Below are 19,960 nucleotides of genomic sequence, written 5' to 3'. Positions count from 1 at the left end.
GATGGGCCTGGGTCAGCCGACGGGCAGATCCTCCGCGGGGGCTTCCCGGCGAACCCGGACGGGATGGGATTCGTACATGCGGACGGCGACGACCAGCCCGGACGCGGCGGTCAGGGCGGCCACAGCCCAGATCGCGGCGGTGAGGCCGTAGGCGTCGGCGACGGCCCCCGCGAGGAGGGCCCCGACGGCGAACCCGCCGTCCCGCCAGAGGCGGTAGACGCCGACGGCGCGGGCGCGCCAGGCCGGGTGGGCGATGTCGCCGACGACCGCGAGCAGCGTCGGGTACACCAGCGCGGTGCCGACGCCGAGCAGGATCTGCGCGGCGGCCCAGACCGGGACGGTCGTCCCGAGCGCGACCAGCCCGATCGCGGCGGCCTGGATGAGCATGCCCGCGGTGATGAGGTGCTTGCGTCCGACGCGGTCGGACCACCAGCCGGTGACGAGCTGGCCGACGCCCCACACCGCCGGGTACAGCGCGGCCAGCAGGCCGATCTGGGCGAGCGGCACGTGGTGGGCGGCGAACAGGATCGGGAAGACGCCCCAGGCGAGCGCGTCGTTCAGGTTGTTGACCATCCCGGCCTGGCTGGCGGCCGACAGCGCCCGGTCGCCGACGCTCGTCCGGCGGACGATCTGCCCGGTGGACAGCCCGGCGTGCGGGTCGTGGCCCGCCGAGGCGTGCCGTTCGGCCTCGAGCCGGGCGTGCCCGCGGGTCTCCCGGACGGCCAGCGTCGACAGGCCGAGCGCCAGGGCCGCGTAGGCCGCGCCGAGCAGGAACGGGCCGGGCCGCAGCCCGGCGTGCGCGGCGATCGCGCCGGTCGCCAGCGCGGTGACGGCGACCGCGAGGTACCCGGCGGCCTCGTTGAAGCCCATGGCCAGGCCGCGGCTGGCGGGCCCGACCAGGTCGATCTTCATGATCACGGTCGTCGACCAGGTGAGGCCCTGGCTGACGCCCAGCAGGACGTTGGCGGCCACGATCCAGCCCCAGGACGGGGCCCAGATCAGCAGCAGCGGCACCGGCACGGCGACCAGCCATCCGGCGACCAGGACGGGCTTGCGTCCGAACCGGTCCGACAGCGTCCCGGCGAAGAAGTTCGCGATCGCCTTGGTCGCGCCGAACGCGACGATGTAGGTGAGCGCGGCCGTGTACGCCGAAAGGTGGAAGGTGTCGCGGGCGAGCAGCGGCAGGACCGTGCGCTCCTGGCCGAGCATGCCCCCGACCAGCGCGTTCACCGCGACGAGCAGCAGGAACTGCGCCAGGTTGGCGCGCAGCCCCAGCGCGGGCGGGCGGCGGGGAACGGTGGGGGTCACTCCCCCTCCTGCAGGGCGCGGCCGGTCAGCGCCGCCCAGTCGCCGGGGCCGCCGTGCAGCACCGCGACGTCGCGGGCGCCGCGCCGCAGCAGCAGGCTGGCCCCGGTCGCGGCGCGCTCTCCGTGACCGCACATCACGACGGTCGGCTCGCCCGGGCCGGGGCCGGTCGCGGCGGCCGTCCGGGCGAGCGCGCCCAGCTCGATGTGCCGGGCGGACGGGATGTGCCCGGAGGTGAACTCGTCGTCCTGCCGGACGTCCAGTACGGTGCGGCCCTCGATCCGGTCGGCGGTCAGGCGCGGGATGGTCGTCAGCGGGCCGTCCCAGGCGGCGGCCGGGAGATGACCGTCGGGCGGGCGGTGACCGATCTTGAGGGCCTGCCAGGCGGCCTCCGCGACGTCCTGGCCGGGCTCGGTGACGGCGATCCACGGGGTGGCGGGGTCGGCGACGATCCAGCCGAGCCAGGTGGCGAAGGACGGGCGCAGCGCGTTCGACAGCGCCCCGGGGACGTGCCCGGCGGCGAACCGGTCGACCGGCCGGACGTCCACGGCGAGGACGCCGTCGGCCAGCATCCGGCGGGCCCGCCCGGAGTCGAGTTCGGGCACCCGGGGCTCGCCGGACAGCGGCTCGGGACCGGCGCGGTTGACCTCGCCGAGGCGGTCGAAGTACGGCGGGTAGGTGCCGAGGCCGGAGATCAGCAGATCGGCGAAGGCGTCGGCGTCGGGCGCGGCGAGCAGCGGGTTCGCCAGCTTCTGCGCGCCGATGGTGGTCGTCCTGTCCTGCCCGGACGGCGCGGAGCAGAACGACCCGGCGCCGTGCGTGGGCCAGACCGGGGTGGCGTCCGGCAGTTCGGCCAGGCGGTGCAGCGAGGCGTACTGGGCATGGGCCAGCTCGAGCGTCAGCGCCGGGTCGACCAGGTCGGTGCGGGCGGCCGAGCCGACGATCAGCGAGCCGCCGGTGAACACGCCGACCGGGGTCGGGCCGTCCAGCAGCAGGTAGGAGAGGTGCTCGCGGGTGTGGCCGGGGGTTGCGAGCGCGCGCAGGGTGAGGCCGCCGAGATCGACCTCGTCGCCCTCTGCGAGCGCCCGATGGGCGTAGGCGCGGTCCCCGGCCGCGGACGCGAGGACCCGCGCGCCGTCCTCGGCGGCGAGGCGCAGCGCGCCGGTCAGGAAGTCGGCGTGCAGGTGGGTGTCGGCGGCGAGGGCGACCCGCAGTCCGCGCCCCTCGGCCGCCCGGCGCAGCGCGCGCAGGTCGCGGGAGGCGTCCACGGCCAGCGCCCGGCCGTCGCCGAGGTCGACCAGGTAGGCCGAGTTGCCGAGCCCCTCGTCGGTGAGCCGGATCAGATGGTTTCGGGCGAAGCCCACGGAATACCCCCCACTAGCGATGAAACACGGCCGGTAGGTGTTCTATCCCCCTCCGTCACGTACTACAATACTCCAAAAGGGATTGGAATATGCTGGTGGATGACCATACGCGGAAGATGAACCTGTACGGGCAGTTCGCCCGGGTGGGCAAGGCGCTGTCCAACCCCGCCCGGCTCGAGCTGCTGGACCTGCTGGCCCAGGGCGAACGGAGCGTGGAGGAGCTGGCCGAGGCGGCCCGGATGAAGGTGTCCAACACCTCCGCCCAGCTGCGCGCGCTGGCCCAGGCCGGGCTGGTCGACTCCCGCCGCGACGGCGTGCGGATCTTCTACCGGCTCGCCGACGAGCGGGTCGAGGAGTTCGTCGGACGGGTGCAGGAGTTCGCCGCCGCCCGGCTCGCCGAGGTCGAGCGCGCCGCCCGCGACTACCTGGGCGACGTGGACGCCCTGCACCCGGTCGCGCACGACGAGCTGGCCCGCCGCCTGCGCGACGGCCGGGTGCTGGTGCTGGACGTCCGGCCCGAGGCCGAGTACGCCGCCGGGCACATCCCGGGGGCGGTCAACGTCCCGCACGACCTGCTCGCCGCCCGGCTCTCCGATCTGCCCGCGGACACCGAGATCGTGGCCTACTGCCGCGGCCGGTACTGCGTGTTCGCCCCGGACGCCGTCCGGCTGCTGCGCGATCACGGGTTCACCGCCCACATGCTGGACGGCGGCCTGCCCGACTGGCGCCGCTCCGGCCTGCCGATCACCACGGAAGCCGAAGCATGACCGACGCCCGCCCGGCCGCCCGGCCCGCCGCTGGAGCACCCTCGAGGACGTCCGGCTCGCCGCTGCCCGCGCTGGCCAAAGCGGCCACGGCACGGTAATAAGGAGCATCCCTCGCATTCCACGTCGTGAGAGCAGTCCTGTGACCAGCCGTCCGGAAGAACCGATCGTCATCGACGGTGGCGACAAAGCCTGCGTGCGCCTCCTGCTCGAACTCCGCGCCCACCTGGCCGGCCTCGCGCCGGGCACGGTCGTCCACCTGCTGGCGTCCGACCCGGCCGCGCCGATCGACCTGCCCGCATGGTGCCACCTCACCGGCCACCACTACCTGGGCCCGCTCCCGGAGTCGCCGGGCACCCCCGGCTACGCGCTCCGGGTCGCCGCCGACGCGCGCCCGACCAGGCCGGACTCGCCCTGGCGTCCGGCCGTCCAGGAAAACTGAGGACGAGGGGAACCCGGGGACGCCCCGCCACGTCCAACTCGTCTCGTTTTCCCCCCAAGCCCCAGGAGACGCGTTGTCCTCTCGCTTGCTCGTCGCTCCGGTCGTCCTCGCCACGGCCGCCACGGTCACGGTCGCGGGCTGCGGAACCCATGCCGGGCACCGCCGCCACACCACCTACCGGCGTGTCTCCGGATCGGTCACGGTGCCGAGCGTCGTCGGCATGAACCACCAGAAGGCGCAGAACCTCATGCAGTCCCGTGGCCTGCGCAACCTCGCCGAGCGCGACGCCACGGGCCGCAACCGCAAGCTGCTCATCGACCGGAACTGGGTGGTCGTCCGCCAGTCCCCCACCGCGGGCGCCCGCGTCTCGTCCGGCACGCAGATCACGCTCTACAGCAAGAAGTACACGGACTGACGCCCCGGACGGCCCGGGCGTCCCCGGTCAGTTGAGGGTGTCGGGGTCCGGGCCGGTGCGCAGGCCGCGGTCGAGACCGGCGAGGGCGGCCATGTCGGCGTCGCCGAGCTCGAAGCCGAAGACGTCGAGGTTCTGCCGGATGCGGGCGGGCGTCACGGACTTGGGGATCACGACGTTGCCGACCTGCAGGTGCCAGCGCAGCACGACCTGCGCCGGGCTCACGCCGTGGGCCCCGGCGATCCGCACGACCGCCTCGTCCCCGAGGACCGCGCCCTGGGCCAGGGGGCTCCAGGCCTCCGTGGCGATGCCGTGCTCGGCGTGGAAGGCGCGCAGCCCGGCCTGCTGGAGGCCGGGGTGCAGCTCCACCTGGTTGACGGCCGGGGTGACGCCGGTGTGGTCCGTGAGCCGCCGCAGGTGGGGGACCTGGAAGTTCGAGACGCCGATGGCGCGGGCCCGCCCGTCGGCGAGGATCTTCTCCAGCGCCCGGTAGGTCTCGACGTACAGGTCCCGGGCCGGGGTGGGCCAGTGGACGAGGTAGAGGTCCACGTGGTCGAGGCCGAGCCTGTCCAGGGAGGCGTCGAAGGCGGCCAGGGTCCGGTCGTGGCCCTGGTCCTCGTTCCACAGCTTGGTCGTGACGAACAGCTCGTCGCGCGCGATGCCGGAGGCGGCGAGGGCCTGGCCCACGCCGCGCTCGTTGCCGTAGATCGCGGCGGTGTCGATGCTGCGGTAGCCGGCCTCCAGGGCGGCGGTGACGGCCGCGGTGGTCTCCTGGTCGGGGACCTGGAAGACGCCGAAGCCCAGCTGGGGCATGGTCACGCCGTTGTTGAGCGTCACGTTCGGCACGGAGATCATTTCAAGGGTCCTTTCTTCGGTACCGCCATGTCCGGGACGGGGCGGGCGGTCTGCCGTCGGGCAGGTCGCCGCCCGTCCGCGGACGAGGCGGATCAGAGCGCCCGGACGGTGTTCCGGGCGACGTCGTGGTGGGCGGCCGCAACAGGCTCGTGGGCCGCCGCGACAGGGGCGTGGGCCGCCAGGTCAGGGGCGTGGGCCGCCGGGACGGAGGCTGCGGTGCGCGCGGTGCGCGCGGGCCGCAGCTCGAGCCGGTGCGAGACGACGGCCAGCGCCAGCGCGGCGGCGGCCAGGACGGCCCCGACGGCGTTGGGCGCGGCGTAGCCGAGGCCGCCGGAGATCACCAGGCCGCCGAGCCAGGCGGACAGGGCGTTGCCCAGGTTGAAGGCGCCGATGTTGGCGGCCGAGGCCAGGGTCGGCGCGCCTTGGGCGTGGTCCAGGACGCGCTTCTGGAGCGGCGGGACCGTGGCGAAGCCGAGGGCCCCGACGAGGAACACCGCGACGACGGCCGCGACCTTGACCGAGGCCAGGAAGGTGAACAGCAGCAGGACCAGCGCCAGGCCGCCGAGGGCGGTGTAGAGCATCGGCATGAGCCTGCGGTCCGCGAAGCGCCCGCCGACCAGGTTGCCGACCACCATGCCGACCCCGAAGACCACCATCAGCCAGGTCACGGAGGACTCGGCGAAGCCGGCGACCTCGGTCATCATCGGCGCGATGTAGGTGATCGCCGCGAACACGCCGCCGAAGCCGAGGACCGTCATGGCCATGGCGAGGACGACCTGGGTGTTCCTGAACGCGGCGACCTCGTCCCGCAGCCGGACCCCCTCGGGCTTGGGCACGTCCGGAACGAGCTTGGCGACCCCCGCCAGGCCGACGACGCCGAGGGCGGCGACGATGAGGAAGGTCACCCGCCAGCCCGCGGTCTGGCCGACGAGCGTGCCGAGCGGGACGCCGACGACGTTGGCCACGGTGAGGCCGGTGAACATCATCGCGATGGCCCCGGCCTTCTTCTGCGGGGCCACCAGCTCGGCGGCGACGACGGAGCCGATGCCGAAGAAGGCGCCGTGGGCCAGCGAGGCCACCACCCGGCCGATCAGCATGACGGCGAAGACCGGCGCGACGGCCGAGATGAGGTTGCCGAGGATGAACAGGCCCATGAGCAGCATGAGCATCCTCTTGCGGGAGACCTTGGTGCCGAGGACGGTCATGATCGGCGCGCCGAGCATGACGCCGAGGGCGTAGCCGGTCACCAGGAGGCCGGCCGTCGGCACCGACACGCCGAGATCCGCGCCGACCTGGGGCAGCAGCCCCATGATCACGAATTCCGTGGTGCCGATTCCGAAGGCCCCCATGGCCAGGGCCAGCAGTGCGAGCGGCATGACGAGGGTCCTTTGCCAGACGGGGAATGAGATGCGCAAGCGCCTTACACGCGTCCACAATAATTGCAGACGCGGGCTATTGGCAAACGCGGGTATAGTGAGGTCAGCGACATCGCGGCGGATCCCCCGCCCGTGTCCGCCCGCACGACCCCCGACCGAGGGAGCTGCCCATGACCGCCACCGACCCGGCGATGACCGCGCTCGCGCACGGCTGGTCGGCGCTCTCGCTGCTGCACGCGCGCATCGAGAACCGCGTCGAGCGCGCGCTCCAGAGCGAGCACCGGCTGAGCGCGCGCGAGTACTCCCTCCTGGACGTGCTGAGCCGCCAGCACGACGGCGAGGGCGGGCACCTGCAGATGCGGCAGGTCGCCGACTCCGTCGTCCTCAGCCAGAGCGCCACCACCCGGCTGGTGACCCGGCTCGAGGAGCGCGGGCTGCTCGGGCGCTACCTGTGCCCCACCGACCGGCGCGGCATCTACACCGACGTCACCGAGGAGGGCGCGCGCCTGCTGGAGCAGGCCCGTCCCACCCACAACACCGCCCTGCGCGAGGCCCTCGACCAGGCGGCCACCGAGCCCGCGCTCGCGCCGCTGGTCCAGGCCGTCGAGCAGCTCCAGGGCGACGTCCAGCCCGCTTGACCCGCCGCGCCGAGGCCGACCTCCGTTCGGACGACGGGAACAGAAACCGCGAGGACCGTCCGGAAGCGTGTGCTTCCGGACGGTCCTCGCCTTTGGCGGCCCCGTCGGCCCGGCGGACGTCAGGCCAGGACGGCGCCGCCGTCCAGGACCATGACGGTCCCGGTCGCGTGGCGTTGCGTCATGGTGAACAGGTACGCCTCGGCGATGTCGTCCACCTCGCCGACGCGGTTCAGCGGGGTCGCGGCGGCGGTGTCGGCGTACAGCCGCTCGCGCATGTCGTCCGGCAGCGGCGCCCACAGGTTCGACCGGACGACGCCCGGCATGACGGCGTTCACGCGGATCGGCGCGAGCTCGACGGCGAGCGCGCGTGTGAGCCCCTCCATCGCGGCGCAGATGCTGGAGGTGACCGCCGTGCCCGGCATCGGACGCGGCCCGGCGGTGCCGGTCGTCAGCGTGATCGAGCCGCCCTCGCGCAGCCTCGGCACGGCCGCCTGGACGGCCGCGAGCACCCCGAAGTAGCGCAGGGCGAAGAAGTCGCGGGCGGCGTCGAGGTCGAGCTCGGTCACCGGCGCGAGCAGGAGCGGGTCGCCCGCGGTGTAGACGAGGTGGTCGATCTCGCCGAGCCGGTCGAACAGTTCCCGCACGCGCGCGGGGTCGGTGAGGTCGGCGACCTCACCGGCGGCGCCCGCGGGAAGGCGGTCGAGCGCGCGCTCGACGTTCTCCTTCCGGCTGGACGCGACCGTCACGACCGCGCCCGCCGCCGCTGCGGCCTCCGCGACCGCGAGCCCGATCCCGGACGTTCCGCCGAGCACCACCACGCGCTGACCCGCGAGCTTGTCGAAGGGGGACATCTCAAAGTTCCTTTCCGGTCTTCCGTCCCCCAACGATGCGGGCCGGGCCGCCGCCGCGTCCAAGACCCTCGTCCGGCGCTGTAATACCCTCAGGGCATCATGACCGACGTCGACCTGCGCAAGCTGCGGTACTTCGTGGCGGTCGCCGAGCACCTGCACTTCGGCCGCGCCGCCGCGTCCCTGCACATCGCCCAGCCGGTGCTGTCCCGGCAGATCCGGGCGCTGGAGGACGAGCTGAAGGTGACGCTGTTCGACCGGGACCGGCGTTCGACCGCGCTCACCCCCGCAGGACGACAGCTGCTCGCCGACGCGCCGTCCCTGCTGGCGGGGGCCGAGGCGCTACGCCGCCGCGTCCGGCGCGCCGCGCGCGGCCCCCGGACGTTCACCGTCGGTTTCATGCCGGGCCTCATCGTCACCGCCGCCGTGCGCGAGCTCGGCGCCCGGCATCCCGGGCTGTCGGTCGACCTCGTCCGGACGACCTGGGACGACCAGGTCGACGTCGTCCGCGACGGACGCGTCGACGTCAGCTACATCCGCCCGCCGGTCGACCAGAGGGGCCTGACGGTCCGTCCGCTGTTCACCGAGCCGCGCGTCGCCGTCCTCCCGGCCGACCACCGGCTGGCGGGCGAGGACGCCGTCACGGGGGCCGACCTCGCGGGCGAGCACCTGCTCCAGAACCTCGACGCCGTCCCGGAGTGGCGGGACATCGGCGTCGAGATGCGCGCGCGGAACCGTCCGGCGGCGCCCGTCTTCCACAGCGTCGAGGAGAAGCTCGAGCACGTCGCGGCGGGCCGGGGCCTGGTGATCCTGCCGCTGTCGGTCGCGACGTTCTACACCCGCCCCGACATCACCTACGCCGTCGTCGAGAACCTGGCCCCCACACCGGTGAACCTCGCCTGGGACGCCGCCCGCCGCAACCCCCTCCTCACCGAGTTCGCCGAGATCGCCGAGACCGCCGGATCGGCCGCGTCCGGCTGAAACGTCGGCGCCGCGACGCGGCGCGGCGCGTTCCGCCGGTCGGCGCCGCGCGCCTAACGTGGAGTCATGGTGGAGATGCCCCAGGTGAGCAAGGGTCTCGAGCAGGTCTACGAGACCGCCAGCCGGTTGTTCGCCGACCTCGGATACGACGCGGTCGACCTGAAGCTGATCGCGGACGCGGCGGGCCTCCCGACCTCCGAGCTCACCGAGATCGGAGGGGACAAGCCCACCCTCTACCTCGGCGTGTTCACCTGGCTCCACCGGCAGGAGCAGGAGGCGCTCGCGGGGGCGCTCGAGGCGTTCACCCCGGACACGCGCGGCGTCCAGCGGATCGGCGACGCCTTCCTGGACTTCTGCCTCACCCACCGCGCGTTCGTCGGGATGTGGATGCACCGCTGGGCCGGGGACGCCGCCGACCTCGACGTCGAGACGCCGTTCGCCAAGCCCGTCCTGTCCACGATGTACAAGGTCATGTCGCCCGGCGTGCTGCCGGACGTGGACCTGGAGCTGGCGATCTGGAACATCATCTGGTGCGTCCACGGATTCGTCCAGTTCGGCTTCATCGGCCAGGACGGTCGCGGCCACGGCAGCGACGAGCCACCCGCCATCGCCCGCTTCCGCGAGTACCTCCACGACCTCATCGCACGTTTCACCAAGCCCGCGCCGTAGGCCCCGGTGGGAGCACCGCCCCCGGACAGGCCCTAGGATCATGGTCCCGTGCGGATCATCTCTCTGAACGCCTGGGGCGGCGCGATGTTCGACGCCCTCGCCCCCTGGCTCGGCGCCAACGGCGCCGACGTCCTCTGTCTCCAAGAAATGACTCACACCGCCGCGCTCGGCGGGTGGACGCGGTTCGACGACGCCGAGCGGTCACTGCCGCAGCGCGCGGACCTGCTGGACGACGTCCGGTCCCTGCTCCCCGGCCACCACGCCGTGTTCACCGCGAGCGACGCCGGTCCCGTCCGCGACGACGACGGGCTCGTGCACCGGCAGGACTTCGGGGTGGCGACCTTCGTCGCCGAGACGCTGCCGCTGGTCGGGACGCGGACGGCGTTCGTCCACGGCGAGTACGCCGAGCACCCGGACGAGTGGCCCGCCGGCGACCGTCCCCGGGCGGCGCAGGCAGTGCGGGTCTTCGACCGCGCGTCCGGGCGGTTCGTCACGGTCGTCCAGCTGCACGGCCTGCGCGACCCGGCGGGCAAGGGCGACACCCCCGCCCGGCTGGCCCAGGCCAAGCGGCTCGCCGACCTGGTCGCCGACGCGCGCGAGGACGGCGACCTGACCGTCGTCTGCGGCGACCTCAACCTGCTGCCCGGCAGCGAGACCTTCGAGGTGCTCGCCGGGATCGGGCTGGTCGACCTCGTCCGCGAGTCCGACACCCGGACGTCCCGCTACCCCAAGCCGCTGCGGCACGCGAGCTACCTGCTGGTCTCCGACCCCTCGGCCGTCCGGCGGTTCGAGGTCCTCGCCGAGCCGGAGGTGTCCGACCACCGGGCGCTGCTGCTCGAACTCTGACGGCCGGAGGGCCGCGGGTTCAGTCGGCGCCGTCGAACAGCGTCCGGCGGAGGGTGGAGCCGGGGGCCGTCGCGGTGCTGGTGAGCGGCGCGGTGAAGATCTCGGGGTCGTGGTAGACCGGCTGGCCTCCAGGACGGCGGGTGTAGGCGACGATGCCGTAGTCGACGCCGTCGCCGCGGTCGAAGGCCGTCCAGACGATGGCCTCCTGCTCGCCGTCGCGCAGGGCCCGGTTGGACACCGGACGCCCGTTCAGCACGGCTCCGGGGCCCATGGCGATGATCATGGGGACGGCGATGACCCAGCGGATCGCGCGGATCCGCCGCACCTGCGCGGCGGCGCGCCGTTCGAAGGCGCCCGCGGCGGCGTCGTCGCGCAGGTAGGCGTAGTCGGACAGCGTGAGGTGGCGGTCCCCGACCAGGCCGCAGATCGCCGGGCACCGCCGGGCGGTGATGTTGCGTTCGAGGCGTGCGACCACGTCGAGCAGCAGGTCGAGCGTCGCCTCGTTCATCGTCGGGCCTTCCGTGCGCGGTGGGGATCGTCCCTGGTGATCCTGCCGCGTGAGGTCGGCCCCGGCCAGTTTCACCACGGCACTCGGTGCCGTGTCGGAGTGGCGGTCCCCCAGGTCAGGCGGTGGGCTCGCCCCAGGGGACGGTCTCCAGGCCGCCCAGATCGTCCACGGCCACGCGGTCCTCGCGGGCCAGGATCCGGATCATGGTCTCGGCCTCGTCGCGCGTGACGTGGCGGCCGCGGGAGCGGAGGTGGGCGGGTTCGGGCGTCTCCAGCCAGAGCTTCGGCTCGCCGGGCCCCTCCCATCTCATCTGGACGACGCCGTCCGACCGTCCGGAGAAGACCAGGTGGTTGCCGTCAGTGGGGGCGAGCGCGTCCAGCCAGCGCAGGCACTCGTCCAGGGAGGCCGGGTGGTCGTCGGCGTCGGAACGGCGGCGCTCGCGGTCGTTCACCCGCATCATCAGCATGTGCTCGGGCGGCGGCGCGGCCTCCAGCGCGGCGGGGTCGAAGTCGGCGCCGCCGAACAGCGGGCCGAACACCTCCCCGACCGCGAGCCGGGGGACGTCCACGTCGACGGGCTCGGCTCGGCCGGGGATCTGGAGTGTGCCGCGCAGCCGGTCCCATTCGCGGTGCAGGCGCAGGTCGTGGCCCCGCGTGTCCATCGCCGACACCCTGACGCCGTCCGGCAGGACGGGCAGGTGGTGCGCGAACACCAGCTGCGCGCGCATGAGCCCGGGTTTCGAGCTCCTGCGGCTGTCGCGGGTGCGCCGGAACGGGCCGCCCTTGCCGTCGTCCAGCCGCCGCACATCGACCCTGGGCGACGGCTCGCGCGTCCAGTCGTAGTGCCGGATGGACAGGTTCTTGCCGACGATGCCCGGCCGGCAGGCCTCGTACTCCTCTCCGTCGACGACCTCCGAACGGTGCACCGGGATGACCTGCATCCCGCGATCCGCCAGCGGCCCGTCCCGGAAGAAGTCGGTGTGCCCCGGGCCGAGCAGCGCGGCCCGGTCCAGCGCGAACCCGGGGACCTCGATCGGACGCAGCCGGACGATCGAACCGAGGTCGCCTGCGTCCGCGATGTCGTCCACGGCGTCCAGCAGCGCGGCGACGACGTCGTCCCGATGCCCCTTGTTCGCATGGACGACCAGCACCCGGTCACCCCGGATCTGGTACACGAAGACCCCGATGAACCCCTGCTCCACCAGCACATCGTGCCGACCGACCCGCGCCGGCACCGCGGGGCTCGGACGGCCCTCCTGGATCAGGTCAACCAGCGGAGCATCATCGGACATGCGGGACAACCTAGCCCCTCGCGGAAGCCTGGCGTCCGGCCTTCCCACGGGCCGCGAGTTCGACCGCAGATCAGGCACTCTATGTATATGGAGCACTACACAGGGCGGCGGGCCATGCGCTGCGCCGTCCGGTGCGCCAGAGAGGAGCGCGTCCGATGCGCATCATCGCAGTGGCCCTGCTCGGAGTCGGCTTGCTGACCGGTTCGGTGGCCGCCGTCCCGGTCCACGCGTCCGCTTATCCCTGCACGCATTTCGACCGGTTCTCGGGGAAGTGGCGGCCTCCGGGCTGCACTCCCTGGGAGTAACCACGCTCGTGGACGTGTGCGCGCCTTTCGTGGGTGGAGGCCCCGGACGTGAGTAGCGTTGCCGTGACGACGCCGCCGGGCGTCGTTCCGCTGGGAGGCTGCGATGCACGAACCCTCGTCCGACGTGCCGGACGACCTGATCGGGCAGTTCGCGGACGGGGTGTCCCATGGGTGGTGGGGCGCGTGAGTGGCGTGCCACGCGCTCGTCCGGAACGCCCGGGGCGAGGTGCTGCTGTTGCAGAGGTCCGGCACCGGATACCGGGACGGGTGGTGGCATCCGCCCGCGGGCAAGCTCGCGCCTGGGGAGGACGTCGCCTCGTGCGTCGTGCGCGAGCTGGCCGAGGAGACGGGCCTTCGCGCGGACCCGGAGAAGCTCGTCCCGGCCCACGTCATGCACCGCAGCAACGACCAGCCGCCCGGGCCGTTCGGCACCATCCTCGACTTCTACTTCTGGTGCGAGGTCACCGGTGAGCCGAAGGTGAAGGAGCCGGACCGGTGCTCGGGCCTGATGTGGGCGTCGCCGTCACAGCTGCCCGATCCGACCGTCCCGCATGCCGTGCGGGTCTTCGAAGCGCTGCGCGACGGCGCCACCTTCAGCCGACTCGGATGGAAGTGACCACACCGTGACAACGATGAGACTGGGCACGCGCCCGTCCCCACTCGCCATGACGCAGGCGCGGACGATCGCACGGGAGTTGGAGCGGGTGGACGACGGCCTGCGGGTCGAGATCGTGCCGATCGCCACCAGCGGCGACCTGCATCAGGGCGTCGGCGACCTGGTCGCGCTCGGAGGCAAGGGCGCGTTCGCCAAGGAGATCGACCGGGCCCTGATGGACGGCGAGATCGACGCGGCCGTGCACTGCGCCAAGGACCTTCCCGGAGACGTGCCGCGTCCGGAGGGATCGGTCATCGCGGCCTGCCTGGAACGCGAGGACGTCAGCGACATCGCGCTGTTCACCGAGGACGGCGGCGTGCGGGGGCTGGACGGGTTGGGGGCGGGGGCCCGGGTGGGGACGTCGTCGGTGCGGCGGCACGCGCAGCTCGTCCAGCGGTATCCCGGGCTCAGGATCGAGCCGGTGCGCGGGAACGTGGACACCCGGCTCGCCAAGCTCGACCGCGGCGACTACGCGGCGATCGTCCTGGCGCGGGTCGGGTTGCGGCGGCTGGGGATCGAGCGTCCGCATGAGCGGCTGGACATCGTCCCGGCGATCGGGGCCGGGGTGCTGGTGGTGGAGTGCCGGGCCGGGGACGGCGCGATGGTCGAGCCGGTGGCCTTGCTCGACCATGCGCCGACGCGGTGGCGGCTGACCGCCGAGCGGACGTTGCTGTCGGTGCTGCGCGGGCACTGCCACACGCCCATCGCCGGGCACGCCCGGCTGTCCGGGGACGAGTTGGAGCTGCGGGCGGCCGTGTTCTCCGGCGACGGCCGCCGCGCGATCTCGGCGTCCCGGGTCGCGCCGGTCTCCGGGGCGGAGCGGCTCGGGGAGGTGGTGGGAGGGGAGCTCATCGCCCAGGGCGCGCGGGAGCTGATCGCCGAGGCGTGACGCGCCGGGCCCAGCGGGCCGGGTTCAGCGGCGGCGGAGGGCCTTGGTCTTGGTGACGATCGCGCCGAAGAGGGCCAGGCCCCGGACGGCGACGCGCGGCGTGCCGGGCCTGCCGATCCTCCGGGTGGCGCTCTTGTCGAAGACGCCGAACAGGCCGAGGCCCTTGACGTCCACCTCGATGTCGTCCGGGAACAGGATGCGGGTGCCGCCCCAGAGGGAGAGCGCGCGGATCTCGGTCTCCTGGCTGCTGAAGCGCGCCTCGGAGAAGTCCAGGACGCCGCCGCCCCACATCGTCCAGAGAGTCATCTTCGGCGGGACGACCCACTCGCCCCGGCGCTCGAAGCCGCCGAAGATCCCGACGAGGAGGCTTCGCGAGGTCGGGGCGCGGTCGACGACGAGCGCGTCCCTGGGGCCCGGCTCGGGAAGGCCGCGCGTGGCGACCTCCAGTTCGCCCTGGGTGCGCGCCCGGAAGACCTCGTCCAGGCGGGGGTCGAGCTCGTCCAGCGGCAGGCGCCCGCTCTCGACGGCGGCGCGGAGGCGGAGCTCGGCGCGGGTGCGGTCCTCGTCCGAGGCGAGGATCTCCCGGCGCGCGGCGGGGACGGGGGGTTCGGGGTTCTCGGTCACTTCGTCCTTCCCTCAAGGTGGGCGGAGAGCACGGCGGACAGCGCGGCGCGGTACGCCTGGTCCCGGCCTGGGTCGTCGGGGTCGTGGCCGAGGTCGGTGAGCCAGTAGCGGCGGCCGATCGCGTAGCCGTAGGCGCCGGACATGGACAGCAGGACGACCATCTCGATGCGTTCGCGGTCCGGGCCGTCCGGTCCGGGGAGGACGCTGCGGACGCCGTCCTCGATCGCGTCGACCAGCTTCGCGAGGCTGACCGTGGACCGTTCGACGTCCCAGTCGTGGAGCTGGGACCAGGTCCAGAGCCGCACGTAGCGCTCGTCCGCGAGGATGTCGAAGAGCACCTCGGTCATCCCGCGCGCGTAGGGGACTCCCCCGTCGGCGCGCATGCGCTCGCGCACCAGGTCGCGCTTGCGTTCGTTCTCGCGTTCCAGGACGGCCCGCACCAGCGCCCGGTAGGTGCCGAAGTAGTGCGTGACCAGGCCGTGCGTCACGCCGACCGCCTCCGCGACGCGGCGCAGGCCGACGCCGTCCGGGCCGTGGCGCGCGATGAGGTCGGTCGCGGCGTCGAGGATCTCCTCCCGCGCCTGCTCGGGCGTCCGCCTGCGTCGTCCGGTCATGACCCCTCCCTGTTGGCAAGGTGGACAATATCTTGTTGTCCACCTTGCCAACAAGAGTCGGCCGCGCCCTTCTCAGGGCACGATGCCGCCCGCGGTCGTCCAGTCCTTGACGATGGCGTGCTGCGCGGCGGCGAGGGTGACCTGCCCGGCGCACACGGCCTTGTAGAGCTTGAACTCGACCTGGTCCTTGGGGTTGGGACTGCCGCCCGGCTCGGGCCACAGGTTCTTCGGGTCGCGTGGCGCGCCGCCGAGGCTGAGCGGGATGAAATGGTCCTCCTCGTAGGACGACGGGCTGGTGTCGCGGTAGCCGTACTCGCGGATCTGCCGTCTCTTCAGCGCGCCGGTGTACGACACGGGTGGACGGATCCTCCTGGTGTAGCCCGCGACGCAGACCGTCCGATGGATGTTGGCCTGCGTGACGTCCGGGTTGAGCGCGCCGGGCGTGCAGCGCGGGTCGGGCCTGGCCGTCGCGGGGTCGAGGCTGGACGCCTGGCAGGACCCGCGCGACCCCGCCCTCGTCTCGGCCCGCGCCGGGCCGGGCCAGGACGCGGTCACGAGCGTCGCGGCGCCGAGAGCCGCGGCCAGGGCCTTGGCGGCGTGGTCGTGAAGCGCGGTGTGGTCGTGAAGCACGTCGACTCCCCCGTGATCGGGCCGCCGACCTTCGCGCGGCGGCCGAAGCGATCAGGAGCCTCCCCGGGACCGGGTCACCGGAAGCTGTGCGACACGTGAAGACGCGCCAGGCTAGAAGTCGGGAAGGTGCCCGGTGTGGGCCGTGCGCCAGCGCATCCCGCCGGCCAGCGGCTCCAGGTAGCGGGCGGAGGTCACCTTCACGATGAACGGCGCGAACGGACGCTCCTCGAAGGGCCTGTCGAGCAGCTCGTAGACCGCGTCCTCGTCCAGGCGCTCGACCGGCCGTCCGTTCGGGACGTTGCCCGGACGGCCCAGGTCGTACGACAGGATCATGCCGTCGGTCCTGCGGCGGAACTCACCCGACTTCGGCCTGAGCATCAGGTAATGACGGCCGCCGTCGATTCCCTGCCCGCCGTGCGGGTGGAGTTCGTCCTTATAGACCTCGGACGCCTTGACCCGGGGCTCCTGCGGCTTCCTGCTTCCTTCTTCGAGGAGGTAACCGCCCGCGTCCACCCAGATCTTCCGGCCGAAATAGAGTTCGTGCATCTCGTTCATCTGAGCCGTGGCGGACGCCTCCGAGGCGAGGGTGACGCCTTCGTCCCGGCCGAACGGCGCCTGCTCGAACGAGTAACCGTTCAGCATCATCCACCAGGCTTCCATGATCAGCTCGGCCGGGAACTCCCTTCTCTCGGGAAAGTACGCGGCATCGGGGTTGTAGAGATGCACGCGTCCGGTCACGGTTCGGTCGTCGCATTCGTCGAAGGAGACGATGTACAGATCGGTCATGCGGCCACACCATAGTGATCAAGACCGACAGGCGGCCCCGACGCGTCAGGGACGGGCGACGCCCATGATCTCGAGGTTGTCGGTCATGATCTCGGCGGCGTCCTCCATCCCCACCTCCAGCAGCCAGTCGACGAACCTCCAGCCGTACTCGGCCATCGGGCCGCGTTCGTACTCCGGCGGCGGGCCGAAGGTGCTCGTCACCCAGGCGACGTAAGCGCGGCGGTTCTCGAAGTACGACTCGCGGGTGGGGGCGGTGTCGCCGTCGTCGTCCTCGGCGAGGGCGTGGAAAAGGTCCCGCAGGCCGTGCGCGGTGATGTAGAGGTCGCCTTCGTCGCCGAAGAAGATGACGGGCAGGGCGGCGAGGTCGGCGTCGTCGTCATAGCGCCACAACGCATAGGTCGAACCCGACGCCGTCGCCCGCGCGAACGTGATGACGCGGGCGTCGAATTCCGGGGTCTCCTCGTCCGACCAGGCCACGCCCCTGCCGTATTCACGCAGTTCGAAGCCGGGGGCGAAGAAGTCGGTGCACTGGTCGGCGAACCGCTTGAGCAGGTTCAGTTCGGGGATCGGCGAGTACGCGTCGGTCAAGGGACACCTCGGGAGCCGATGGGCGGGCGGGCACGGCGACTATAGGCGGATTCGCCGGATCGGGTGATCTTGTCCGCCGGATGCTGTAGTTGTGTAACCACCGACGATGACCGGGGATGTCCAACCATGTCGAACGGCGTGCCGGCAGGCCGCGGATCGGGTGTGGTCATCGCAGGCGACCCGTGTCACCGGATCCGTGTCCATCGGATCCGCCCACCGGATCCGGTCCCCCCGGGTCACCGACGGCCGAAGGACGGCGCACATGGCGGAGCAGCCACCTCCCGGGATCGACACCTCCGTGGCCACGGCCGCGCGGATGTACGACTACTACCTCGGCGGCAAGGACAACTTCGCGGTCGACCGCGACGCGGCGGAGCGGGTGCTGTCCGCGGCGCCCGAGGTGCGGCCGATCGCGCTGGAGAACCGGCGGTTCCTGCAGCGCGGCGTCCGGTACCTGGCCGAGCAGGGCGTCACGCAGTTCCTCGACATCGGGACGGGCCTGCCCACGCAGGGCAACGTGCACCAGATCGCGCAGGCGCACGACCCGGCGGCGCGGGTGGTGTACGTGGACAACGACCCGATCGTCCTGGTGCACGCCCGCGCGCTGCTGAGCAGCAACTCGGCGACCAAGGTCGTCACGGCGGACCTGCGCGATCCGGATGCCGTGCTGGGCTCCGCGTCCGAACTGCTCGACCTGTCCCGGCCGTTCGCGCTGCTCATGGCGGCCGTCCTGCACTTCGTCCCGGACTCCGACCGGCCGCACGAGCTCGTCGCGGGGTACCGCGAGGTCCTGCCGTCCGGTGGTCACCTGCTGGTCTCCCACGTCACCGGCGACACCCGGCCGCAGTCGTCGGCGGGGGCCGCCGCCGCGTACCGGAACACCCGCAACCCCGCCACGCTCCGGACGGTCGAGCAGATCGCCGGGTTCTTCGGCGACTTCGACCTCGCCGAGCCCGGCCTGGTGCCCGTCCCGCGGTGGCGTCCCGACTCCCCCGTGCCGTCCGACGCCGAGGACATCTGGATGTACGGAGCGGTCGGCCGCAAGCCCTGAGGCCCGGAGCGGCGAGGACGGAGCGGCATCTTTCGGGGCGGCCCTGCCGTGGCCTCGCGGTTCCGGCCTCCCCCCGAGTGGAAGGTGCCGACATGCCCGAGAACGACACTCCGGACGCCGTGGTCTCGGTGCCGGTCGGACGGGTCGTCGGCGGCCGGGCGGAGGTCCGCGACGACGACTGGGGCCGCGAGACCGCGATCGTCCGCCTGGACGCGGGGCGGTTCGGTCCGGAGGCGGTGGCGGGCCTGGACGCCGTCGACGGCACCCCCGTCCTCGACATCAAGCCGTACATGGCCGAGTTCGGCCCGCAGGGCGGGACCACGCAGCCGGACTGGGCCACCGAGCTCATGCGCGAGTACTACTGACGATCCGCCGGGCCGTCACGGGTCTATGGTGACGATCATGGAATTTCGACGGGTCGGAACCAGCGGGCTGCGCGTCAGTGAGATCGTCTTCGGCAACTGGCTCACGATGGACGGGCAGATCGACCAGGACGCGCAGGTCGCCTGCGTCCAGGCGGCGCTGGACGCCGGGATCACCACGTTCGACACGGCCGACGTCTACTCCGGCGGCCTCGCCGAGGAGGTCCTCGGCCGGGCGCTGCGCGACGTGCGCCGGTCCTCGGTGGAGATCGCCACGAAGGTCTGCCTGCCGGTCGGGGAGGGCGCCAACGACCGCGGCCTGTCCCGCAAGCACATCCTGGAGAGCTGCCACACGTCCCTGCGGCGGCTGGGCACCGACTACGTCGACCTGTACCAGGCGCACCGCTTCGACGAGGACACCCCGCTCGAGGAGACCATGCGGGCGTTCGCCGACCTGGTCCGCCAGGGCAAGGTCCTCTACGTCGGCGTGTCGGAGTGGACGGCCGGGCAGATCGCCCGGGGGCACGCCCTCGCGGCCGAGATGCGCGTCCCGCTCATCTCCAACCAGCCGCAGTACTCGATGCTCTGGCGCGTCATCGAGGCGGAGGTGGTCCCAGCGTCGCAGCGGCTCGGGCTGGGCCAGCTCGTCTTCTCCCCCGTCGCCCAGGGCGTCCTGACCGGCAAGTACGCGCCGGGCGGCCAGGCTCCCGAAGGGTCGCGGGCGACCGACGACCGGGGCTCCCGCTTCGTCGGCCGGTACATGGCGGACGCCGTCCTGGAGAAGGTCCAGCTCCTGCGTCCCGTCGCGGACGAGGCGGGCCTGAGCATGGCGCAGCTCGCCGTCGCCTGGACGCTGCAGAACCCGAACGTGGCGGGCGCCATCATCGGCGCGTCCCGTCCCGAGCAGGTCGCCGAGAACGCCGCCGCCGCGGGCGTCCGCCTCCCGGACGACCTGCTGAAGCGCATCGACGAGACGCTCGGCGACCTCGTCGAACGCGACCCCGCCAAGACCGCCGACCTCTTCAACGTCATGCCCGCCTGGCGCCGCTGACCCTCACGTGCGCGCTCGACCACGGCTCGGGCGACGTGTGGGTCGAGGTCGAGCGGCTCGACCTCATCGACGTCGGCGGGCTGCGCGTCCTGGCCGCCGGGGAGGC

The 19,960-nt window shown here is 72.8% G+C and carries 25 protein-coding genes; 13 read left to right on the top strand and 12 right to left on the bottom strand.

Features of this window, described 5'->3' with window-relative positions; translation table 11 throughout:
• Window positions 1–12 precede the first annotated feature (12 nt).
• Together P696_RS0102580 and P696_RS0102575 are read right to left on the bottom strand one after the other, a co-directional pair.
• Window positions 13–1,308 (bottom strand): MFS transporter, encoded by a 1,296-nt coding sequence (locus tag P696_RS0102580; RefSeq protein WP_026411110.1) that lies wholly within the window; start codon window positions 1,306–1,308, stop codon window positions 13–15.
• Entirely contained in the window at window positions 1,305–2,669 is a 1,365-nt protein-coding gene (locus P696_RS0102575; RefSeq protein WP_026411109.1) for an MBL fold metallo-hydrolase, read from the bottom strand. Before P696_RS0102575 ends, P696_RS0102580 begins: the two co-directional genes overlap by 4 nt.
• Before the next feature lie 95 nt (window positions 2,670–2,764).
• On the opposite strand from P696_RS0102575, the gene P696_RS0102570 reads away from it, so the two are divergent.
• The 3 genes from P696_RS0102570 to P696_RS57215 all read left to right on the top strand — a co-directional run bounded on the left by P696_RS0102570 (window position 2,765) and on the right by P696_RS57215 (window position 4,290).
• A complete protein-coding gene (locus P696_RS0102570; protein WP_245627471.1) occupies window positions 2,765–3,436 on the top strand; it encodes an ArsR/SmtB family transcription factor in 672 nt (223 codons plus the stop codon).
• 139 nt (window positions 3,437–3,575) lie between these two features.
• Complete coding sequence (locus P696_RS0102565; protein WP_026411107.1) at window positions 3,576–3,875, top strand: sulfurtransferase TusA family protein; 300 nt, start codon at window positions 3,576–3,578, stop codon at window positions 3,873–3,875.
• Window positions 3,876–3,948: 73 nt separating this feature from the next.
• Window positions 3,949–4,290, top strand: a complete 342-nt coding sequence (locus P696_RS57215; RefSeq protein WP_211245587.1) for a PASTA domain-containing protein — start codon at window positions 3,949–3,951, stop codon at window positions 4,288–4,290.
• 27 nt (window positions 4,291–4,317) lie between these two features.
• Here the strand turns inward: P696_RS57215 and P696_RS0102555 are convergent, their stop codons facing one another.
• Both P696_RS0102555 and P696_RS42750 read right to left on the bottom strand, forming a co-directional pair.
• The gene (locus P696_RS0102555; protein WP_026411105.1) at window positions 4,318–5,142 is read right to left on the bottom strand and encodes an aldo/keto reductase; all 825 of its coding nucleotides are present in this window, start codon (window positions 5,140–5,142) and stop codon (window positions 4,318–4,320) included.
• Window positions 5,143–5,234: 92 nt separating this feature from the next.
• The gene (locus P696_RS42750) at window positions 5,235–6,518 is read right to left on the bottom strand and encodes an MFS transporter (protein ID WP_051466630.1); all 1,284 of its coding nucleotides are present in this window, start codon (window positions 6,516–6,518) and stop codon (window positions 5,235–5,237) included.
• 170 nt (window positions 6,519–6,688) lie between these two features.
• Between P696_RS42750 and P696_RS0102545 the strand changes: the two genes are divergently transcribed.
• Window positions 6,689–7,156 carry a MarR family winged helix-turn-helix transcriptional regulator gene (locus P696_RS0102545; RefSeq protein WP_026411104.1) on the top strand — a complete coding sequence of 156 codons (468 nt, stop codon included), beginning with the start codon at window positions 6,689–6,691 and terminating at the stop codon, window positions 7,154–7,156.
• Between the two features lie 119 nt (window positions 7,157–7,275).
• Here P696_RS0102545 and P696_RS0102540 read toward each other — a convergent pair whose 3' ends face one another.
• Window positions 7,276–8,007, bottom strand: a complete 732-nt coding sequence (locus tag P696_RS0102540) for an SDR family oxidoreductase (RefSeq protein WP_026411103.1) — start codon at window positions 8,005–8,007, stop codon at window positions 7,276–7,278.
• Between the two features lie 99 nt (window positions 8,008–8,106).
• Between P696_RS0102540 and P696_RS0102535 the strand changes: the two genes are divergently transcribed.
• From P696_RS0102535 to P696_RS0102525, 3 genes are all read left to right on the top strand, one after another.
• Window positions 8,107–8,985, top strand: coding sequence for a LysR family transcriptional regulator (locus P696_RS0102535; RefSeq protein WP_034482751.1), 879 nt, complete (start codon window positions 8,107–8,109; stop codon window positions 8,983–8,985).
• Window positions 8,986–9,051: 66 nt separating this feature from the next.
• Complete coding sequence (locus P696_RS42745; protein WP_051466628.1) at window positions 9,052–9,654, top strand: TetR/AcrR family transcriptional regulator; 603 nt, start codon at window positions 9,052–9,054, stop codon at window positions 9,652–9,654.
• Between the two features lie 48 nt (window positions 9,655–9,702).
• Complete coding sequence (locus P696_RS0102525; protein WP_026411101.1) at window positions 9,703–10,500, top strand: endonuclease/exonuclease/phosphatase family protein; 798 nt, start codon at window positions 9,703–9,705, stop codon at window positions 10,498–10,500.
• A 19-nt stretch (window positions 10,501–10,519) separates the two neighbouring features.
• Here the strand turns inward: P696_RS0102525 and P696_RS0102520 are convergent, their stop codons facing one another.
• Both P696_RS0102520 and P696_RS0102515 read right to left on the bottom strand, forming a co-directional pair.
• A complete protein-coding gene (locus P696_RS0102520; RefSeq protein WP_026411100.1) occupies window positions 10,520–11,008 on the bottom strand; it encodes a hypothetical protein in 489 nt (162 codons plus the stop codon).
• 115 nt (window positions 11,009–11,123) lie between these two features.
• On the bottom strand, window positions 11,124–12,299 hold the full coding sequence (locus tag P696_RS0102515) for a hypothetical protein (protein WP_026411099.1): 1,176 nt from the start codon (window positions 12,297–12,299) through the stop codon (window positions 11,124–11,126).
• Window positions 12,300–12,454: 155 nt separating this feature from the next.
• Here P696_RS0102515 and P696_RS55590 point away from each other — a divergent pair, with 155 nt between their 5' ends.
• The 3 genes from P696_RS55590 (at window position 12,455) to hemC (ending at window position 14,148) form a co-directional block, all read left to right on the top strand.
• Window positions 12,455–12,604 carry a hypothetical protein gene (locus P696_RS55590; RefSeq protein ID WP_157429476.1) on the top strand — a complete coding sequence of 50 codons (150 nt, stop codon included), beginning with the start codon at window positions 12,455–12,457 and terminating at the stop codon, window positions 12,602–12,604.
• Window positions 12,605–12,791: 187 nt separating this feature from the next.
• Complete coding sequence (locus P696_RS0102505) at window positions 12,792–13,220, top strand: NUDIX domain-containing protein (RefSeq protein WP_026411098.1); 429 nt, start codon at window positions 12,792–12,794, stop codon at window positions 13,218–13,220.
• Window positions 13,221–13,236: 16 nt separating this feature from the next.
• The gene (gene hemC / locus P696_RS0102500) at window positions 13,237–14,148 is read left to right on the top strand and encodes a hydroxymethylbilane synthase (protein WP_026411097.1); all 912 of its coding nucleotides are present in this window, start codon (window positions 13,237–13,239) and stop codon (window positions 14,146–14,148) included.
• 24 nt (window positions 14,149–14,172) lie between these two features.
• Here the strand turns inward: hemC and P696_RS0102495 are convergent, their stop codons facing one another.
• The 5 genes from P696_RS0102495 to P696_RS42740 all read right to left on the bottom strand — a co-directional run bounded on the left by P696_RS0102495 (window position 14,173) and on the right by P696_RS42740 (window position 17,390).
• Entirely contained in the window at window positions 14,173–14,772 is a 600-nt protein-coding gene (locus tag P696_RS0102495) for a DUF1707 SHOCT-like domain-containing protein (protein ID WP_026411096.1), read from the bottom strand.
• Window positions 14,769–15,386 carry a TetR/AcrR family transcriptional regulator gene (locus tag P696_RS0102490; RefSeq protein ID WP_026411095.1) on the bottom strand — a complete coding sequence of 206 codons (618 nt, stop codon included), beginning with the start codon at window positions 15,384–15,386 and terminating at the stop codon, window positions 14,769–14,771. The genes P696_RS0102495 and P696_RS0102490 overlap by 4 nt, the downstream gene beginning before the upstream one ends.
• Before the next feature lie 72 nt (window positions 15,387–15,458).
• The gene (locus P696_RS0102485) at window positions 15,459–16,016 is read right to left on the bottom strand and encodes a hypothetical protein (protein ID WP_026411094.1); all 558 of its coding nucleotides are present in this window, start codon (window positions 16,014–16,016) and stop codon (window positions 15,459–15,461) included.
• Window positions 16,017–16,127: 111 nt separating this feature from the next.
• Entirely contained in the window at window positions 16,128–16,802 is a 675-nt protein-coding gene (locus P696_RS0102480) for a hypothetical protein (RefSeq protein WP_026411093.1), read from the bottom strand.
• A 45-nt stretch (window positions 16,803–16,847) separates the two neighbouring features.
• Window positions 16,848–17,390, bottom strand: a complete 543-nt coding sequence (locus tag P696_RS42740; protein ID WP_034482749.1) for a hypothetical protein — start codon at window positions 17,388–17,390, stop codon at window positions 16,848–16,850.
• A 262-nt stretch (window positions 17,391–17,652) separates the two neighbouring features.
• Here P696_RS42740 and P696_RS0102470 point away from each other — a divergent pair, with 262 nt between their 5' ends.
• The 3 genes from P696_RS0102470 to P696_RS0102460 all read left to right on the top strand — a co-directional run bounded on the left by P696_RS0102470 (window position 17,653) and on the right by P696_RS0102460 (window position 19,854).
• The gene (locus P696_RS0102470; RefSeq protein WP_026411092.1) at window positions 17,653–18,441 is read left to right on the top strand and encodes an SAM-dependent methyltransferase; all 789 of its coding nucleotides are present in this window, start codon (window positions 17,653–17,655) and stop codon (window positions 18,439–18,441) included.
• 92 nt (window positions 18,442–18,533) lie between these two features.
• Window positions 18,534–18,806, top strand: a complete 273-nt coding sequence (locus P696_RS0102465) for a TrmO family methyltransferase domain-containing protein (RefSeq protein ID WP_034482746.1) — start codon at window positions 18,534–18,536, stop codon at window positions 18,804–18,806.
• Window positions 18,807–18,843: 37 nt separating this feature from the next.
• Entirely contained in the window at window positions 18,844–19,854 is a 1,011-nt protein-coding gene (locus P696_RS0102460) for an aldo/keto reductase family protein (RefSeq protein ID WP_026411090.1), read from the top strand.
• The last annotated feature ends 106 nt before the right edge of the window (window positions 19,855–19,960 follow it).

This window comes from Actinomadura oligospora ATCC 43269, from assembly GCF_000518265.1.
GTDB classification, from domain to species: domain Bacteria; phylum Actinomycetota; class Actinomycetes; order Streptosporangiales; family Streptosporangiaceae; genus Spirillospora; species Spirillospora oligospora.
Note: the sequence above shows the minus strand (reverse complement) of the source record. Positions and strands in the feature narration are given on the sequence as shown.

Excerpts from the sequence above, each read along its gene's own strand:
- P696_RS0102480 (WP_026411093.1), bottom strand. The coding sequence starts at position 16,802 with ATGACCGATCTGTACATCGTCTCCTTCGACGAATGCGACGACCGAACC.
- hemC (WP_026411097.1), top strand. The coding sequence starts at position 13,237 with ATGAGACTGGGCACGCGCCCGTCCCCACTCGCCATGACGCAGGCGCGG.
- P696_RS42745 (WP_051466628.1), top strand. The coding sequence starts at position 9,052 with ATGGTGGAGATGCCCCAGGTGAGCAAGGGTCTCGAGCAGGTCTACGAG.
- P696_RS0102470 (WP_026411092.1), top strand. The coding sequence starts at position 17,653 with ATGGCGGAGCAGCCACCTCCCGGGATCGACACCTCCGTGGCCACGGCC.
- P696_RS0102545 (WP_026411104.1), top strand. The coding sequence starts at position 6,689 with ATGACCGCCACCGACCCGGCGATGACCGCGCTCGCGCACGGCTGGTCG.
- P696_RS0102515 (WP_026411099.1), bottom strand. The coding sequence starts at position 12,299 with ATGTCCGATGATGCTCCGCTGGTTGACCTGATCCAGGAGGGCCGTCCG.
- P696_RS0102540 (WP_026411103.1), bottom strand. The coding sequence starts at position 8,007 with ATGTCCCCCTTCGACAAGCTCGCGGGTCAGCGCGTGGTGGTGCTCGGC.
- P696_RS55590 (WP_157429476.1), top strand. The coding sequence starts at position 12,455 with ATGCGCATCATCGCAGTGGCCCTGCTCGGAGTCGGCTTGCTGACCGGT.
- P696_RS42750 (WP_051466630.1), bottom strand. The coding sequence starts at position 6,518 with ATGCCGCTCGCACTGCTGGCCCTGGCCATGGGGGCCTTCGGAATCGGC.
- P696_RS0102460 (WP_026411090.1), top strand. The coding sequence starts at position 18,844 with ATGGAATTTCGACGGGTCGGAACCAGCGGGCTGCGCGTCAGTGAGATC.
- P696_RS0102465 (WP_034482746.1), top strand. The coding sequence starts at position 18,534 with ATGCCCGAGAACGACACTCCGGACGCCGTGGTCTCGGTGCCGGTCGGA.
- P696_RS0102555 (WP_026411105.1), bottom strand. The coding sequence starts at position 5,142 with ATGATCTCCGTGCCGAACGTGACGCTCAACAACGGCGTGACCATGCCC.
- P696_RS0102520 (WP_026411100.1), bottom strand. The coding sequence starts at position 11,008 with ATGAACGAGGCGACGCTCGACCTGCTGCTCGACGTGGTCGCACGCCTC.
- P696_RS0102490 (WP_026411095.1), bottom strand. The coding sequence starts at position 15,386 with ATGACCGGACGACGCAGGCGGACGCCCGAGCAGGCGCGGGAGGAGATC.
- P696_RS0102535 (WP_034482751.1), top strand. The coding sequence starts at position 8,107 with ATGACCGACGTCGACCTGCGCAAGCTGCGGTACTTCGTGGCGGTCGCC.